The following is a 16,304-nucleotide window of genomic DNA, read 5'->3' as shown; positions in this document are numbered from 1 at the left end:
GATAAAACGCCAGAGTCTGTAGGGCGGGTTTGACAGGCATGTGACGCCGCGGGTCCACATGTCGCATCCGTCTTCACCGCCCTTGCCACCAGCGCCAATAGCTATTGAATCAATAGCTATTTCAACCGCCGCGGTTGCGCATCCAGTCGGCCGTGCCCATGAAGCTCTCGTTCAGGCGCGCGCGCAGGTCGTCGGGCACGCCCACTTCCCCCATGGCCTGGTCCATGCAGGCGACCCACTGGTCCCGCTCCAGGATGCCGATGGAAAACGGCATGTGGCGCGCGCGCAAACGCGGGTGGCCGAAGCGGCTCTGGTAGTGGTCGGGCCCGCCGAGCCAACCGCAGAGGAACCAGAACAGCTTGTCGCGCGCGTCATCCAGGGTAGTGCCGTGGCTGGCACGCAGCTCGGCGTAGCCGGGCTCCAGGTCCATGAGATCGTAGAAACGGTCCACCAGTTGGCGGATGCGCGGCTCGCCGCCGATCCGCTCGAACGGTGTGGCAGGCGTGGGGGCGGACGGCGCGGGATCAGGTGCTGACATACGCGCCATTGTAGAAAGCGGGCCGGCGCCGGCGCCGCTTCCTCAGGGCTGTCAACGCTCGCCGCGCGCCTCGGCCTTGGACTGGCAGGCAATGCAGCGCGCCGCCGCGGGCTGGGCCAGCAGGCGGGCCACGCCCACGGGCTGGCCGCAGTCGGTGCACTCGCCATAGCTGCCGTCGGCCAGGCGTGCCAGGGCCGCGCGCACCGCCACCAGCTCGTCGTGGTCGCGCGTGGCCTCGGCATCGCGCACGGTGGCTTGCGCCATGCGGTCGGCCTGGTCCTTGCGGTCGTCCAGCCGCTCGGCATCGGCGCGGTTGGTGGCCACGGCCAGCGTGTCGCGCTGGGCCTCGCCCAGTTCGGCCAGCAATTGCTGCTTGCGCTGCTCCAGCGCGCCGCGCAGCTGTTCGCGTTGGGAATCGGAGAGAGGGGTGGTGTTCATGGTTTCAGCATGCCACTGGCGATACGAGGCATGTTGACACACATCAAGCACCACCCTCCGCGCCACGGCCCGCCGCCTGCCAACGGCGCCACAGCGCGGCCGCATCCCATGCCCGGTCGGTGGCCAGGTCCAGCACCTGCGCCTGCTCGTCGGGCGCCAGTGGCTCGGCGCTGTCCTGCTGGCGCGCGAGCACGGCCAGGCCGGCCTCCGACGGGTCGGTGCCGGCCGCGCTGCGGCGCAGCACGCGCTCGCGCAGTTGCTGTGGGTCCGCATGGCAATGCAGGATGGTGAACGGAACGCTCAATTCGCTTGCCAGCGCGCGAAAGGCGTCGCGCTCGCGCCGGTGCAGGAAGGCCGCGTCCACGATCACCGGGTAGCCTGCCTGCAGCACGGCGCGGGCCTGCTGGCGCAGGTGCGCGAAGGTGCGCTGCGAGGCCTCGGGGGTATAGATGTCCACGCCCCGCGCGGCGGAGCGGTCCAGCGCCGCCAGGCCATACAGGCGCTTGCGCTCTACATCCGAGCGCAGGCGCACGGCACCTTGCTCCAGCAGCGCGGCGGCGACGGTGGACTTGCCAGACCCCGACAGTCCGTAGGTGATCAGCAGGCGGGGGGCCAGCGGCGCGGCCAGGCGTTCGGCGCAAGCCAGATAGTCCGGCCCCGATGTCCCCGCCAGACCCTGCGCAGCACGCAGGCGCGCGGCCATGGCCCGCACCAGCGCGCGGTAGACCTCGTAGGGGCGCAGCACGGCCAGGCCGGCATAGTCGCCCGTGACCGCCAGGTAGCCGTCCAGGAAGCGCCAGGCCAGGTCCGACCGGCCATGGGCATGCAGGTCCATGCTGAAGAAACCCGCGTCGGCCAGCGTGTCGATCCAGCGCAGCGGCGGGCTGAACTCGATGCAGTCGAAGGCGGTGAGCACACCCGCCAGCAGCACCACGTTGCCCAGGTGCAGGTCCCCATGGCCTTCGCGCACATGGCCCGTGGCGTGGCGCACGGCCCAGCACTGGGCCAGCGTGGGCTGGCGCGCGCTGAACCACATGCGCAGCGCCGCCAGCCGCGCGCTCTCGGCTTCGCCGAGCAGCGGCGCCAGCGTGTCCAGCACGCCGGTGATGGCCTGCTCCACCTGCACGGCCGTGCCCCAGCCGCCATCCGGCGGCGCCACCGGCGCGCCGACGTGAAAGCGCGCGAGATGCACGGCAAACGCGTCCACCTGCGCGGGCAGCAGCGCGCCGGCGCGCACCAGGGCGTCGGCCTCGCTGCCCTTGGGAAAGCGGCGCATGCGCAGCACCCAGTCGATAGCGTTGCCGGCTTCCTCCACGCTCCCCAGGCGCGGCGCCTTGGCGCTGCCCACCACCGGCAGTATGTCCCGGTAGAGCATGGGCGCCAGGCGCTGGTTCAGGCGCAGTTCCTCGCCGCAGAAATGGCGCCGCGCCTGCAGCGTGCGGAAATCGGCAAAGGGCAGGTGCAGCGGCTTCTTGAGCTTGTAGGCATGCGTAGGGGTCAGCAGCAGATGCGACAGGTGCGTCTGCACATGCTCCACCGGCCCCCCCTCGGCCACGCCCAGGGCCCGACACAGCGCGGCAGCCAGATCGGCACTCTCGTCTGCGTCAATAAGCAAATTGGCCTCCAGCGCAATACCAGCAAGCGCTGGCAGCTATCAAAATCATTGTTGACGATGGCGCAGCGAGGCGTCCCAGGCCGGGTTGGGCAGGCCCTGGCCGGCGTACTGCTGGTTGCGCGAGTTGGAGCGCCACACGCCGCCGCCCACACCCACCTGCGGCTGCGTGCGGTACCAGTACCAGCGCCCGTCTTCGTCCTGCGCCAGCCAATCCCAGCCCTCGGGCGCCTGCGACCAGTCGGGTTCCCAATGCGGCGTGTCGTGTTGCGGCATGGCCCTCCTCACTCCTGCGCTGCGCTGCGCAACGTCTGTACCACGGGGCGGCGCAGCACCTCGCGCAAACCCCACCAACCCGCCGCCAGCGCCAGCAGCGCACCCGCCAGCGCACCGGCGATCGGCACCCAGAACTGGGCCGTCCAGCTGAAGTCGAACACATAGCGCGCCAGCGCCCAGCCCACGGCCACGGCCACACAGCTGGCCAGGAAGCCCGCCAGCAGGCCCACGCCGGCCAATTCGGCACGCTGCACCTGTCGCAGCAGGCTGGCACGCGCGCCCACGGCACGCATGATGGCGAATTCGCGTGCGCGCTCCTCGCGCGTGGCGGTGACGGCCGCGAACAGCACCACCAGCCCAGCCGCCAGCGTGAAGGCAAACAGAAACTCCACCGCGCGGATCACCTGCGCCAGCACCCCTTGCACCTGGGCCAGCGTGGCGCTCATGTCCACGTTGGTGATGTTGGGGAAGGCATGCACCAGCGCGTTGTCAAAGCCCGGCTGCTGCGGTGCGCGGTAGGCGGCCAGGTAGGTGTAGGGCACGTCGGGCATCTGCGCCACCGGGTACATCACGAAGAAATTGGCACGCATGGAACTCCAGTCCACCTGACGCAGGCTGGTGATGCGCGCCTCGCTCTGCACGCCGGCGATGTCAAAGCGCAGTCGATCGCCCAGCTTGAGGCCCAGCGTCTTGGCGATACCCTCCTCCACGCTCACGGCGCCGTGCTCGTCAGGGGTCCAGCGCCCGCCCACGATGGGGTTGTGCTCCGGCGCGTCGTGGGCGTTGGAGAGGTTGAACTCACGGTCCACCAGGCGCTTGGCGCGGTCGTCCTCATAGTCGTCCATGCCCACCGGGCGGTCGTTGATGGCCACCAGCCTGCCGCGGAACATGGGGTACCAGTCGTACTGCGCCACGCCAGCCCGCTGCAGCATCTGGCGAAAGGCCTCGGCCTGGTCCGGCAGGATGTTGATCACGAAACGGTTGGGCGCCGTGGCCGGCGTGGCACGCTGCCAGCTGGCGATGAGGTCCGTGCGCAACAGCACCAGCAGCACCAGCGCCAGCAGCCCCACCGCCAGACTGCTTACCTGCACCACGGCATAGGCGGGGCGCGCGGCGATCTGGCGCGTGGCCAGCACCAGCCAGCGCGGCGCCGTGGTCTCGCGCACACTCTTGCGCAGCAGCCCCACGGCCGCCCAGGCCAGCGCGGCAAACAGCAGCGCGGCTGCGGCAAAACCACCCACGGCGATCGCGCCCAGCTTCCAGTCGCGGCTGACCACCAGCAGCAGCGCCGCAAACCCCGCCACGCCCAGGCCCAGCACAGCCAGGGACGTGGGCCGCACATTCCCCAGGTCACGCCGGATCACGCGCAGCGGCGGCACCTGCGCCAGCTGCAGCACCGGCGGCAGGCCGAAGGCGCACATCAGCGTGAGGCCCACGCCCACGCCGAAGGCCACGGGCCAGAGGCTGGCCGCAGGCAGTGCCGATTCCACCAGCCCCGCAAGCAGCAACACGAACACATGGTGCACCGCAAAGCCCAGCAGCACACCCAGCGCGCTGGCGAACAGGCCGACCAGCGCGAACTCCATCACGTAGGCGCCGGCGATCGTGCGCTGGCTCTGGCCCAGCACGCGCAGCAGCGCGGCGGCGTCCAGATGCTCGTTGGCGAAGCCGCGCGCCGCCAGCGCCACGGCCACGGCCGAGAGCAACGCCGCCAGCAACGCCACGAGGTTGAGGAACTTCTGCGCGCGGTCCAGCGTCTGGCGCATCTCAGGCCTGCCGCTGTCCAGCGACTCCACACGCACGCCGCGCATGCCCGGCTCGGCCGCCGCCGCACTGGCCCAGGCGGTGAAGCGCTTGACGGCGTCCGGTGTGCCGGCCACCGCAAAGCGGTAAGTGATGCGGCTGGCGGGCTGCACCAGCCCGGTAGCGGGCAGATCCATCGCATTGAGCATCACGCGCGGGGCAAAGTTCATGAAGCCCGCCCCGCGGTCGGGCTCCAGCGTGATGATGCGCGTGATGCGCAGTTGCGTGTCCCCCAGCAGCAGGAAGTCACCCAACTGGAGCGCCAACGACTCCAATAGCGGAGCGTCCACCCAGACCTCGCCCTGCGCCGGAATGCTGTGTGTAGGAATGCCGGGGCGCTGCGGGGCGTCCGCCACCTGCAGGCGGCCGCGCAACGGGTAGCCCGGCTCCACGCTCTTGAGCGCCACCAGCCGGCTGGCGCCGCCCTGCAGGTCGGGCGCGCGCCCCATGGTGGGAAAGCTCAGGGTGGTCACGCCCGTCAAACCCAGCGCCCGTGCCTGCTCCACAAACGCGACGGGCGTGGGGTTGTCGCTGGCCACCACTGCGTCGCCGCCCAGCAGTTGCAGTGCGTCGCGCGCCAGGCCACCCTGAATTCGATCCGCAAAGAAACCCACCGAGGTGAGCGCTGCCACGGCCAGCGTCACGGCGACCATGAGCAGGCGCAACTCGCCCGCGCGCAGATCACGCCAGAGCGTGCGCCAGCCCAGGCGAGCCCATGGCACAGCGATGCGGCCGGTTGGCGAGTCTTGCGAAGATGCGGAGGCGGGGGATGCGGGCATGGCGTGCATCATGCCACCGGGCACTATGTGTGCCTCAGTGACCGCCATTGGCCACATAGGGCCCCTTGCGCCGCTACGCAGCGGGTACAGGCGGCGCCTGTGCCAGCTCTGGCTGCAGCACCAGCCGATCCGCCCCGCTGTAGCAGAGAAAGCGCCGATTGGTCGCACGTCCGATGGCGCACAGCCCCAGCTGGCTGGCCACGGCATGCCCCATTTGCGTCATACCGCTGCGCGACACCACGATGGGCACCCCCATCTGGGCGGATTTGATGACCATCTCGCTCGTGAGGCGACCCGTGGTGTAGAACACTTTGTCGCTGCCCTGCATGGCCTCTGCAGGCTGCTGCATCCACATCCAGCCCGCAATGGTGTCAATGGCATTGTGGCGTCCCACGTCCTCCACAAAGACGAGCATCTGCGGCCCCTGGAACAGGGCGCAGCCGTGCACCGAGCCAGCGGACTTGTAGGTGGATTCCTGAAGTCGGATGGCGTTGACGATACCGTACAGCTCGGCCTGCGTCAGTTGCGCGGGAGGCAGGTGTATGCCGGCCACCTCGTCCATCAAGCCGCCGAACACGCTGCCCTGGCCACAGCCGGTGGTGACGACCTTGCGCGCGGTGCGCTCTTCGATGCGTGCGATGCCGCGGCGCGTGGCGACGGCGGCGGCGTTGACCTCCCAGTCCACGGTGATGGACTCGATCTCCTCCACGGAATCCACCAACCGCTGGTTACGCAGGTATCCCAACACCAGCAGTTCGGGGTGTGCGCCCAGCGTCATCAGCGTGACCAGCTCGCGCCGATCCACGTACACCGTGAGCGGGCGTTCGGCGGGAATGTACAGCTCTTCGCGCTCGCCTCTTTCGTTGATGGCTTGCACCGCATGGGTGAGCGGCGCAACCGCCTGCGTGAGCCGCGGCACACTGGCATGGCGAGAGAGGGTCTGTGGTTGGGACGTTGGCGTCATGGGAGCAGCGTACACGTAACGACGCCCCGGCGCGCAGAGCGCGGCGGGGCGTGCAGGACAGAGGCCACGGTCACCGGCCCACGGGCCTCCAGGCACCGCGGACTGGCGGCTCGGTCAGCTCTTGGGGGCCGACGCGGCGGCGGCCGGCACGGCCGTGTTGGGGGGGCTGGTGGCAGTGCCCGCAGGCGAGTGAGCACCCGCGGCCTCTAGCGGCTTGGCCTCCGGCGGCGTGTAGCTGAAAGGACCCGGATCAAGGCACGCGGGGGCAGAAACCGCAGGCGCGGCGTTCGGCGCGGTGCGGCGGTAGTGCGCCACCACGCGGTCCTGTGCCTGACACAGCTTATAGGCGTCCACCTTGCCGGACCATGCGGCCTTGGAGGCGGTCTCTGCCGCCTTGGCCTGTGCCTCGGGCGACAGGGGCGGCAGCTTGGCGGCTGCCACGCCGGCCAACGACGCCAGCGCCAGACCCGCTGTGCAGCGGCGCACGAGAGTTGCTGCAAAAATCATGAGGTTCCTCCTACGGCGGGGTGGGAAGGCGTGGTTTGCGCGGCGGTAGCCGCACCACTGCGCTGTGCGGGAATCTTGCCGCTGCGGACATCGTCGGCCCACAGCTCATGGTGCTCGCGCGCCCAGGCCTCGCTCACGTAACCGGTCTTCATGGCCTTGTAGGCCCCGCGCATGCCGATCGTGCCCATGTAGATGTGGCCCAGCAGCAGCGCCATCATCCAGAGGGCCAGCGTGGCATGCACCATGTGTGCGATCTGCATCTCGCCCCGCAGCAGGCCCCAGCCGGGGATCAGCTTGTCGAGCACCAGGCCCGACAGCACGACGAACACGCCAGGGATGGTGATACCCCACCAGAACATGCCCTTCTCGCCCGCATTGAAACGGTGCGACGGCACTTCCTTGTTGGTGAACATGCCACCTGCCTTGGACAACCAGACAAAGTCCGCGCGGTTGGCGATGTTGTCCTTGATGAAAGTGACGATGATCACCGTGAGCGACACGGCGAACAGCGGGCCCATGAAGTTGTGCACGTTCTTCGCCGCGTACGCCAGCCAGCCGAAGAGCTGTGCGCCCAGCACAGGCAGCAGGAAGAACTTGCCGAACGCCATCAGGATGCCCGTGATGGCCAGCGTGACGAACGCAATCGCATTGGACCAGTGCGCCGCGCGCTCGAAGGGCGTGAAGCGCTCGATCCGGCGACCGCCAGCCTCGGCATCCGCGTGGCCCAGGGTGCCCTTGGTCACAAAGAAGATGGCCAGCGCCAGCACGGTGATGCCCAGCAAGGCCGCGCCGTAGGGAATGATCCAGTTATTGCGCACCTCGCGCCACGCCTGGCCTGCCGTGGTGTAGCGCGAGCCGGGGTATTGCGCGAACGGCTGGATCAGGTTGCCGGCCTCAGGGGCCTGGCTCGCCGGCAGGCTGCTGTAGCCCGTCACCCCATCTCGCACCTGCCGCCACATGGGCGCGTTGTTGCCCGGCTGAACCTTGGCACGCTCACCGTTGGTCTGCTGGGCGTAGCCCGGCTCCTCACTGGCATCGGGCTTCACGTCGAAGATGTTCTGGCTTTTGACGGCACCAACCGCCGCCGGCACAGGGGCAGCGTCTGCCGCCGCGGGCGCTGCCGCGTCGCTGGCGGGCGCCGCCGGGGCCTGCGCCCACGCGGCACCGCTGGCAAGCAGCAATGCACACAAGAGGTGTTTCATGGCAGACCTCGCATCACCGCACGCGGTTGTATTCGTTTTGGCCGTACTGCATGCGGGTCTTGAGCTTTTGCTCCCAGCTGCCCGCATCGCCCGCCTTCCAGTCGGGAGAAGTGAAGTTGCTGCCCGTGCCCGCGTAGGGCGGTGCGTCGTACTTCACACCGCCGCCGGTCTGCGGTTTTTCGCCGCAGGCCGTCAGGGCCACGGCTGCGCCCAGGGCGCCCAGAACATGCCATGCACGCGTCTTCATGACTTTGCTCCCGCCGGCGGCTGGCCGGCCTGCTTGGAACCATAGGCCGTGCCCCAGCCCCACACCTCGGCACCCTTGCCGCGCTGGACCACGCGGGTGCGGAAGATGTCGGCGACCACGTCGCCGTCACCGGCCAGCAGCGCCTTGGTGGAGCACATTTCGGCACAGGCGGGCAGCTTGCCCTCGGCCAGACGGTTGCGTCCGTACTTCTCGAACTCGGCCTGGCTGCCGTGCTCCTCGGGACCACCGGCACAGAAGGTGCACTTGTCCATCTTGCCGCGCACACCAAAAGTGCCCTGCGAGGGGAACTGCGGCGCACCGAACGGGCATGCATAGCTGCAATAGCCACAGCCGATGCAGACATCCTTATCGTGCAGCACCACACCTTCTTCGGTGCGGTAGAAGCAGTTCACGGGGCACACCGCCATGCAAGGCGCATCGCTGCAGTGCATGCAGGCGACCGAGATGGACTTTTCACCGGGCACGCCGTCATTCAGGGTCACCACGCGGCGGCGGTTCACACCCCAGGGCACCTCGTGCTCGTTCTTGCACGCCGTCACGCAGCTGTTGCACTCGATGCAACGCTCCGCGTCGCAAATGAATTTCATCCGTGCCATCGCTGCCTCCTTATGCGCGTTCCACGTTGCAGATCGTGGTCTTGGTTTCTTGCATCATGGTCACGACGTCGTAGCCATACGTTGTCGCGGTGTTCACGGCCTCGCCACGCACCAGAGGCGCTGCCCCCTTGGGGTAATACGCCAGCATGTCGGCGCCCTGCCAGCGGCCTGAGAAGCTGTATGGCATCCAGCAGGTGTCGGGCGCTACGCGCTCGGTCACCAGGGCCTGCACATTCAGGCGCGCGCCCGTGGGGGTGCTGAGCCAAACGCGCTCACCGTTGCGGATGCCGCGATCGGCCGCCGTCTTGGGGTTGATCTCGACGAACGACTCCTGCTGCAGCTCGGCCAGCCAGGGGTTGGAGCGGGTTTCCTCGCCACCACCTTCGTACTCGACCAGACGGCCGGACGAAAGGATCAGCGGATATTTCTCATACACCTTGTCGGCCACGTTCTTCTGCTGCAGGCTCTTGTAGAGCGTGGGCAGCCGCCAGAACGCGTTCTTGTCATCGTGCGTGGGGTACTTGGCCACGAGATCCGGACGCGTGCCGTAGATGGGCTCCCGGTGCTGCGGAATGGGGTCGGGGAAGTTCCAGACCACCGCGCGCGCCTTGGCGTTGCCGAACGGGTGGCAGCCGTGCACCTTCATCGCCACGCGGATGATGCCGCCCGAGGGGTCGGTCTTCCAGTTCTTGCCCTCGGCCGCCTTCTGCTCCGCCTCGGTGAGGTCGGCCCACCAGCCCAGCTTCTTGAGCAGCACATGGTCGAATTCGGGGTAGCCGGTGGTGAGATCGGCGCCCACCGAGTGCGAGCCATCTTCGGCCAGCAGGTTGACGCCGTCGCGTTCCACGCCGAAGTTGGCGCGGAAGTTGCCGCCGCCATCCATCACATGCTTGCTGGTGTCGTACAGGTTGGGCGAGCCCGGGTGCTTCATCTCGGGCGAGCCAAAACACGGCCAGGGCAGGCCAAAGTAGTCGCCCGTAAAGTCGTAGCCGGTTTCCTTGTCCTTGCCGCCCTTGGCCTTGAGCGTCTTCACGTCGAACATGTGCATGTTCTTCATGTGCGCCTTCAGGCGCTCCGGACTCTGGCCGGTGTAGCCAATGGTCCAGACACAGCGGTTGATCTCACGCAGGATGTCCTCGGGCACGGGTTCGTCCATGCCCTTGACCTTCTGCATCTGGTAGTTCTTGACCAGTTCCTTGTCGAAGCCGAGCTTCTGCGCGAACTGGTACATGATCATGTGGTCGCTGCGGCTCTCCCAGAGCGGCTCGATGACCTTTTCGCGCCACTGCAGCGAGCGGTTGGATGCCGTGCACGAGCCACTGGTCTCGAACTGGGTGGCCGCGGGCAGCAGGTACACCGCGCGGTTGGGGTTCAAGTCCTCGGGCTTGCCGGGCATGGCCGCCATGGCGGCGGTGGCCGACGGATAGGGATCAACCACGACCAAGAGGTCGAGCTTGTCCATCGCACGCTTCATCTCCAGGCCGCGCGTCTGCGAGTTGGGGGCATGCCCCCAGAAGAACACGCCGCGCAGGTTGGAATCCTGGTCGATGAGCTCGTTCTTCTCCAACACGCCGTCGATCCAGCGCGAGACGGTGATGCCGTTCTTGGTCATCATCGCGGGCGTGGCGTAGCGGCCCTTGATCCACTCGAAGTCGACCCCCCAGGCGTTGGCAAAGTGCTTCCACGCGCCTTCGGCCAGGCCGTAGTAGCCTGGCAGGGAGTCAGGATTGGGGCCAACGTCAGTCGCGCCTTGCACGTTGTCGTGGCCACGGAAGATGTTGGTACCACCACCGCTCTTGCCCACGTTGCCCAGGGCCAACTGCAAGATGCAGGAGGCACGCACCATGGCATTGCCGATGGAATGCTGCGTCTGGCCCATGCACCACACGATGGTGCCGGGGCGGCTGTCGGCCAGCATCTTCGCAACCTTGAACATCTGTTCTTCTTTGACGCCGCAGGCCTCTTCCACCTTGTCGGGTGTCCACTTGGCCATGACCTCGTCGCGCACCTTTTCCATGCCGTAGACACGGTCATGGATGTACTTCTTGTCTTCCCAGCCGTTCTTGAAGATGTGATAGACCAGGCCGAACAGGAAAGGAATGTCGGTGCCCGAGCGGATGCGCACGTACTCGTCGGCCTTGGCAGCGGTGCGGGTGAAGCGTGGGTCTACCACGATCATCTTGCAGCCGGTTTCCTTGGCATGCAGCATGTGCAACATGCTCACGGGGTGGGCTTCAGCCGCGTTGGAGCCGATGTACAGAGCGACCTTGCTGTTTTGCATGTCGTTGTACGAATTGGTCATGGCGCCGTAGCCCCAGGTGTTGGCCACACCTGCCACCGTGGTCGAGTGGCAGATGCGCGCCTGGTGGTCACAGTTGTTGGTGCCCCAAAAGCTCACAAACTTGCGCAGCAGATACGCCTGCTCGTTGCTGTGCTTGGACGAGCCCACAAAGTAAACGCTGTCGGGGCCGCTGGCCTGGCGCAGCTCCTGCATCTTGGCGGTGATCTCGTTCAGCGCCGTATCCCAGCTGATGCGCTCGTACTTGCCGTTGACCAGCTTCATCGGGTAGCGCAGGCGGTACTCGCCGTGGCCGTGCTCGCGCACCGATGCACCCTTGGCGCAGTGCGCGCCCAGGTTGATGGGCGAATCAAACACCGGCTCCTGGCGCACCCAGACGCCGTTCTCCACCACCGCATCCACCGCGCAGCCCACCGAGCAGTGCGTGCACACGGTGCGGCGCACCTCGACCTTGGTGTCGCCGATGGCAACCTTGGCGCCCTCGGCGGCCTGCGATTTGCGCACCAGCGTGAGCTGCGAAGCGGCAAGGCCCACCCCCACACCCAGACCCGAGCGGCGCAGGAACGCACGGCGATCCATGGTGGGCAGGGCCTGCGCCAGGCCGCGGCGCAGGCTGTGCACGAAAGGCGATGAAGAAGCCTGCGCACCTTGCGGCAGGCCAGAAGATTTTTTAGTCAGCAACATGGCGAACCCCGCTGTGCCGCATCAGATGCGGGTGGTTTTGTAGTAGTGACGGACGTGTTCCGACTCGTGGTAGCCGCCGCCCCGCTCAGGGGCGGGGCGAGGTGCCTGCTCGGCCACAGACTGCCCAGAGGCAACCATGCGCGGAAGAACAGCCACCGAGGCAGCTGCGGCACCGACCGTGGCAGCACCTGCAAAAAAACGGCGGCGGGAGGAAGTGGGCTGGCGATCCTGCATTTACGCCTCCAGAAAAGATGTCAAGAAAATAAAAAAAGGCGGCTTATGCAACCGCATTCATACAGTCTAGGACATTGACCCCATTGCAGCAACGGCACTTGCTACGCTGACTCACCTTAGGGCGGGGCGCCAAGCATCTTTTGCAGATTTGCGCTATGGGGCTGTCGGACTCACTCCAGCATGTCAAAGCCCTGCGCCTCCACGGCCATGAAGGCACGCGTGAACTGCGCCAAGGCCGCATAAAAGCGTGCCCGCGGCTGCTGCGCCAGCGCGTCGCACAGCTGCAGCACCCAGGGCTGCACATGCGCCGCGAAGAAGGCGCGCTGCGACTCCAGATGACACACGCCGCCATCGTCTCCGGCGATCAGGTAGCGCATTACCTCGCACAGATAGGCAATGTGATCCTCGGTGTCGGGCATGTCTTCGCGCGCTGCCAGGCCCAGGCGATGCAGGTCGGCGCGCAGGCGGGCCAAAGGCTTTTCGTTCAGAAAACCGCTCAGGTAATGCGAGCCATACAAAAACACCTCGGGCTTGCCCACGCCGCCAAACAGCGCGTCGTACTCAGCCGCCACCGCGCTGTCCGGCATCTCGCGCACTGCGGCCACCAGCTGCTGCCAGGGCTCTTGCAAAAAGGCCCCGCTGGCAGGCGCCTCGGTCACGGCCACGCGCAGCGCATCCAGCAACGCCGGGTCGGGCGACGCGTAGTACAGCTGGGCCAGCAGGCCGTACAGCTCGGCGCGCGCAGTTTCCTCGTCCAGCGCGGAGGTGGTGGCCGGGGCGGTGAGGTGGGCTGTGGTGGGGCTGCTCACAGGTCGGTCACTTTCGCTTCGTTCTGGGCGGAGTACAGGTCAATCACGCGGCAGTCGCCGCACATCTTGAGGCGTTCCAGCGCCTCGCCCTGGAACATCGGGTGGTCGGCCAGCCTGCCCAGCATGGCCTCGATGGCCTGCAGCGTGCCGAAAGGCTTGCCGCAGCGGATGCAGCCATAGGGCTGGGTCTCGTTCAGCACGCGCGGCTGGCCGCGCTCCGGCGTGAGCAGCATGCGCGGCTGCAGCGCGATGGCGTTCTCGGGGCAAGTGCGCTCGCACAGGCCGCATTGCACGCAATTCTGCTCAGTGAAGCGCAGCTGCGGTGCCTGCGGATTGTCCTGCAGCGCGCCGGCGGGGCAGGCGCTCACGCAGCTCAGGCACAACGTACAGCGGTCCTTGTCCACGACCACCGTACCCCACGGAGATGGCCCCTGGGGTAGCGCAATGGCCTCGGGCAACTCGCGCGCGGGGGCATTGGTCACCAGGTGATCCAGCGCCAGCTCCAGCGTGGCGCGCTTGTCATTGGTCGGCGTGAAGCGGGCGGCCTGCGCCGGTACGCTGCCGCACGCGCCGCCGATCGCGCGCAGCCCCGCATCCAGATCGGTCGCGGAGCGCGCATGCACGCAATGCAGATGCGTGCCCGTATAGCCCAGGCCGTGCAACAACGCCTGCGCCACCGCCATCTGCGACTGCAGGCCTTCCACGTACTGCGGTGCCTCGTCCCCCGTGAACAGCACCGCCACCTGTGTCGCCCCCTGCGCGATGGCACTGAGCCACAGATCGATACCGACACTGGCTGTATGCCACAGCGCCACGGGGATCATGTGCGCGGGCACGCCCTGGGCCACGCCCAATTGGGCCGCGCGCCCCAGTTCATGCACGAGCTGCTGCCCGCTCTCCTGGCTGTGCAGCAGCAGGCTGGGCTGGCGGCCGCCGGCCTGGGCATAAGTGGACAGCAGGGTACGGATGCGCGTGCCCATGTCCTGCGCGGACGGGTAGGTATAGCCCATGGCGCCCGTGGGGCAGACCGTGGTGCAGGCGCCGCAGCCCACGCACAGGTGTGGATTGACCACCACCTGCTGGCGCACGGGGTCGCTGCTGATGGCCTCGGCCGAGCAGATGTCCACGCAGGCATTGCAGCCCACCCCACGGTTGCGGCTGTGGGCGCAGAGCTTCTGGCGGTAGCTGAAAAACTTGGGCTTCTCGAATTCACCCACCAGGTCGCGCAGGCGCAGCAGCGCCTGCAGGTCCTGCCCGTCCCAGCGGAAGTACCCCTGCGGCAGCGCGTGCTGCAAAAAGGTGGGCCCGGCGCCGGCAGGGCGCAGGTCCAGCACCAGATCAAAGTCCTGCGACTGCACCTCGGCCTCGCGCTCGAAGCGGATGGCACCCGCCACCGCGCAGGCCTTCACGCAATCGCGGTGGCCGGTACAGGCCGTCATGTCGATCTGGTAATCGAGCCCGATGGCGTTCTCGGGGCAGGCGGTCACGCAGGCATTGCAGCGCGTGCACAGGTCCAGGTCGATGGGGTTGTCCGCCGTCCATTGCAGCGCAAATCGCCCCAGCCAACCCTTGAGTGACACAACGCGCCCGCCCAGCACGGGAAAGCGCCGCTCTTGCCGGCCACCGGCATCACCGGGGCCTTGCGCGAACAGCGTCACGTCCAGCACGTCGGCCAGCAGCGTGGCCGCACGCTCGGCGGCATCCAGCGCACCGATGATCAGCAGACGTCCACCACTGCGAAAGCTCACGGTGGGCACAGGCTCGGGCTCTGGCAGATGGGCCGCCGCCAGCAACGCAGCGATCTTGGGGCCGGCCTGGCGCGCATCGCGGCTCCAGCCGCCGGTCTCGCGAATGTTGACGAAGCGCAGGGGCGAAGTGGCCCCTTCGGTCTGCTCGGCCAGTTCGGTGAACAGGCGTTGTTCCTGGGTGCAGGCGACAAGCACCGTCTCGCCGCTGCGCACGGCCTGCTGGAAGGCGCCGGCCTCGCGGCGGCACAGGGTGGAGTGGAGCGTCAGCTCCTCATGCAGAGCCGTTCCCAGTGCCCTGGGGTCCAGGGGCATGGTCCGGTTGCAATCGCATATCAGCGTCTTGGGCATCGGGTAGGTGGCTGGCGGGCGCGGTCTGCTGCGGTGCAGCATCCGGCGCCTGCGGGCTAGGAATGGCGTTGCATACGCCGGACTGTGCCACATCAAGGCCGCCCGCGGCCTGCGGCGCCGCGATCACCCCAGCACCCTGGCTGGCCTTTGCCGCGCTGGCGCGCTCCTGCGGCGCGTCCTCCTGCACCAGCCCCAGCACCTTGGCGCTGGCGAGCTGGCGCAGCGTGCTCAGCGGCAGCGGCGTGGGCTGGGTGTAGTCGTCGATATAGACATCCAGCCCGTCCATCACATTGAAGTGCGGGTCGCTGAACAGCTTCTTCATGGCGGCGTTGCGAACCTCCGGCGCCACGCCGCGCGTCACGAAACTGGAGAAGTCGGACTCTGGCGTGAGCGCCTGCACGTCCTGCAGCGTAGGCAACGGCCGCGCTGCGGCTGCCGGTTGCGCTGCTGGCTGTGCGGTGAGTTGCTGCACGGGTGCCACAGGTGCTTCACGCTGCGGCGGCAGATCGGGCGCCGCAGCAACCTCCACCTCGGTCTGGGAAGCGGTTTCGGGGTCTCGCGCCTCCTGCTTGCGCCGCGACCAGCGGCCCAGGAAGCCCTCAGCCATGACCGCCCTCGCCTTCTGCCGGCGCACCACCGCCACCGCCGCCTCCGCGCGTCTTGCCCGTGGAGATGGAAGCGGGGTTGCCGAACCGGTCGGTCAGTGGGCGGAAGCTCTCGGGCCGGCGGCGGCGCTTGGGCTCGGGCTGGTAGTGCTCCGTCACGAAGGCCTGAAGCCATTCGCGCACCGGGCCGGGCGCGGGCACCTGGTCCACGTTTTCCTGCGCATCCAGCCATCGGCCCGCATCGTGGTAGCTCAGGCTCACATCGACCGGACGCGCCAGCTGGTGCCCGTCCGCGCCGGGCTCCTCGTCCATGCGCCAGTGCACGAACCAACAGGGCTCGGGCGCGCTCAGATTGAGGTGGTAGCCCTCGATATCGTCGCGGAACAGCTCCACGGCGAAGCCGGGGAACAGCCAGTGCTCCTCGGCCTCGCTCTGGCGCAACAGGCGGGGCGTGGTGCCAAACACGTCTTCATGCGGCACGACCTCGCCCAGGGACCAGCGCCAGGGCTGCCAGCGGTTGTTCAGGTGCTCGCGGCGCATGACCACAGCAACGGAGATAAAGGGGCGGGAGGACATGCGCGCCACTGTACGCCG

At 67.8% G+C, this 16,304-nt stretch carries 16 protein-coding genes; all 16 read right to left on the bottom strand.

All coding sequences use genetic code 11. From position 1 onward, the window contains the following. Nucleotides 1-121 precede the first annotated feature (121 nt). The 16 genes from OX89_RS05065 to OX89_RS04995 all read right to left on the bottom strand — a co-directional run bounded on the left by OX89_RS05065 (nucleotide 122) and on the right by OX89_RS04995 (nucleotide 16,286). Nucleotides 122-547: a group II truncated hemoglobin gene (locus tag OX89_RS05065; RefSeq protein ID WP_047349808.1), complete on the bottom strand. Its 426-nt coding sequence runs from the start codon at nucleotides 545-547 to the stop codon at nucleotides 122-124. A gap of 42 nt (nucleotides 548-589) precedes the next feature. Further along, nucleotides 590-976, bottom strand: a complete 387-nt coding sequence (locus OX89_RS05060) for a TraR/DksA family transcriptional regulator (RefSeq protein ID WP_015914101.1) — start codon at nucleotides 974-976, stop codon at nucleotides 590-592. A gap of 43 nt (nucleotides 977-1,019) precedes the next feature. Continuing rightward, on the bottom strand, nucleotides 1,020-2,591 hold the full coding sequence (locus tag OX89_RS05055) for a bifunctional aminoglycoside phosphotransferase/ATP-binding protein (RefSeq protein WP_047349807.1): 1,572 nt from the start codon (nucleotides 2,589-2,591) through the stop codon (nucleotides 1,020-1,022). Nucleotides 2,592-2,636: 45 nt separating this feature from the next. Further along, a complete protein-coding gene (locus OX89_RS05050; RefSeq protein WP_015914103.1) occupies nucleotides 2,637-2,864 on the bottom strand; it encodes a hypothetical protein in 228 nt (75 codons plus the stop codon). Between the two features lie 8 nt (nucleotides 2,865-2,872). Continuing rightward, the gene (locus tag OX89_RS05045; RefSeq protein WP_234305506.1) at nucleotides 2,873-5,446 is read right to left on the bottom strand and encodes an ABC transporter permease; all 2,574 of its coding nucleotides are present in this window, start codon (nucleotides 5,444-5,446) and stop codon (nucleotides 2,873-2,875) included. A gap of 73 nt (nucleotides 5,447-5,519) precedes the next feature. Continuing rightward, nucleotides 5,520-6,410: a formate dehydrogenase accessory sulfurtransferase FdhD gene (locus OX89_RS05040; RefSeq protein WP_047349806.1), complete on the bottom strand. Its 891-nt coding sequence runs from the start codon at nucleotides 6,408-6,410 to the stop codon at nucleotides 5,520-5,522. A 114-nt stretch (nucleotides 6,411-6,524) separates the two neighbouring features. After that, nucleotides 6,525-6,917, bottom strand: coding sequence for a hypothetical protein (locus OX89_RS05035; protein WP_047349805.1), 393 nt, complete (start codon nucleotides 6,915-6,917; stop codon nucleotides 6,525-6,527). Beyond that, the gene (locus OX89_RS05030) at nucleotides 6,914-8,119 is read right to left on the bottom strand and encodes a formate dehydrogenase subunit gamma (RefSeq protein ID WP_011806561.1); all 1,206 of its coding nucleotides are present in this window, start codon (nucleotides 8,117-8,119) and stop codon (nucleotides 6,914-6,916) included. Before OX89_RS05030 ends, OX89_RS05035 begins: the two co-directional genes overlap by 4 nt. Nucleotides 8,120-8,132: 13 nt before the next feature. Beyond that, on the bottom strand, nucleotides 8,133-8,366 hold the full coding sequence (locus tag OX89_RS05025; protein WP_047349804.1) for a lipoprotein: 234 nt from the start codon (nucleotides 8,364-8,366) through the stop codon (nucleotides 8,133-8,135). Further along, the gene (fdh3B, locus tag OX89_RS05020; RefSeq protein WP_011806563.1) at nucleotides 8,363-8,983 is read right to left on the bottom strand and encodes a formate dehydrogenase FDH3 subunit beta; all 621 of its coding nucleotides are present in this window, start codon (nucleotides 8,981-8,983) and stop codon (nucleotides 8,363-8,365) included. The genes OX89_RS05025 and fdh3B overlap by 4 nt, the downstream gene beginning before the upstream one ends. A gap of 10 nt (nucleotides 8,984-8,993) precedes the next feature. Next, entirely contained in the window at nucleotides 8,994-11,966 is a 2,973-nt protein-coding gene (locus OX89_RS05015; RefSeq protein ID WP_047349803.1) for a formate dehydrogenase subunit alpha, read from the bottom strand. Nucleotides 11,967-11,987: 21 nt separating this feature from the next. Then, nucleotides 11,988-12,200, bottom strand: coding sequence for a formate dehydrogenase (locus OX89_RS18015; protein ID WP_084002003.1), 213 nt, complete (start codon nucleotides 12,198-12,200; stop codon nucleotides 11,988-11,990). 170 nt (nucleotides 12,201-12,370) lie between these two features. After that, on the bottom strand, nucleotides 12,371-13,009 hold the full coding sequence (locus OX89_RS05010) for a molecular chaperone (RefSeq protein ID WP_047349802.1): 639 nt from the start codon (nucleotides 13,007-13,009) through the stop codon (nucleotides 12,371-12,373). Next, complete coding sequence (locus tag OX89_RS05005; protein WP_047349801.1) at nucleotides 13,006-15,069, bottom strand: 4Fe-4S dicluster domain-containing protein; 2,064 nt, start codon at nucleotides 15,067-15,069, stop codon at nucleotides 13,006-13,008. The genes OX89_RS05010 and OX89_RS05005 overlap by 4 nt, the downstream gene beginning before the upstream one ends. Next, nucleotides 15,029-15,712, bottom strand: a complete 684-nt coding sequence (locus tag OX89_RS05000; RefSeq protein ID WP_047349889.1) for a DUF3306 domain-containing protein — start codon at nucleotides 15,710-15,712, stop codon at nucleotides 15,029-15,031. Before OX89_RS05000 ends, OX89_RS05005 begins: the two co-directional genes overlap by 41 nt. Beyond that, complete coding sequence (locus OX89_RS04995; protein ID WP_047349800.1) at nucleotides 15,705-16,286, bottom strand: DUF3305 domain-containing protein; 582 nt, start codon at nucleotides 16,284-16,286, stop codon at nucleotides 15,705-15,707. Before OX89_RS04995 ends, OX89_RS05000 begins: the two co-directional genes overlap by 8 nt. Between the last annotated feature and the right edge of the window lie 18 nt (nucleotides 16,287-16,304).

This window comes from Diaphorobacter sp. J5-51, assembly GCF_001023515.1.
GTDB lineage: Bacteria > Pseudomonadota > Gammaproteobacteria > Burkholderiales > Burkholderiaceae_C > Diaphorobacter > Diaphorobacter nitroreducens.
This window is presented reverse-complemented; position numbering and strand designations above follow the sequence as displayed.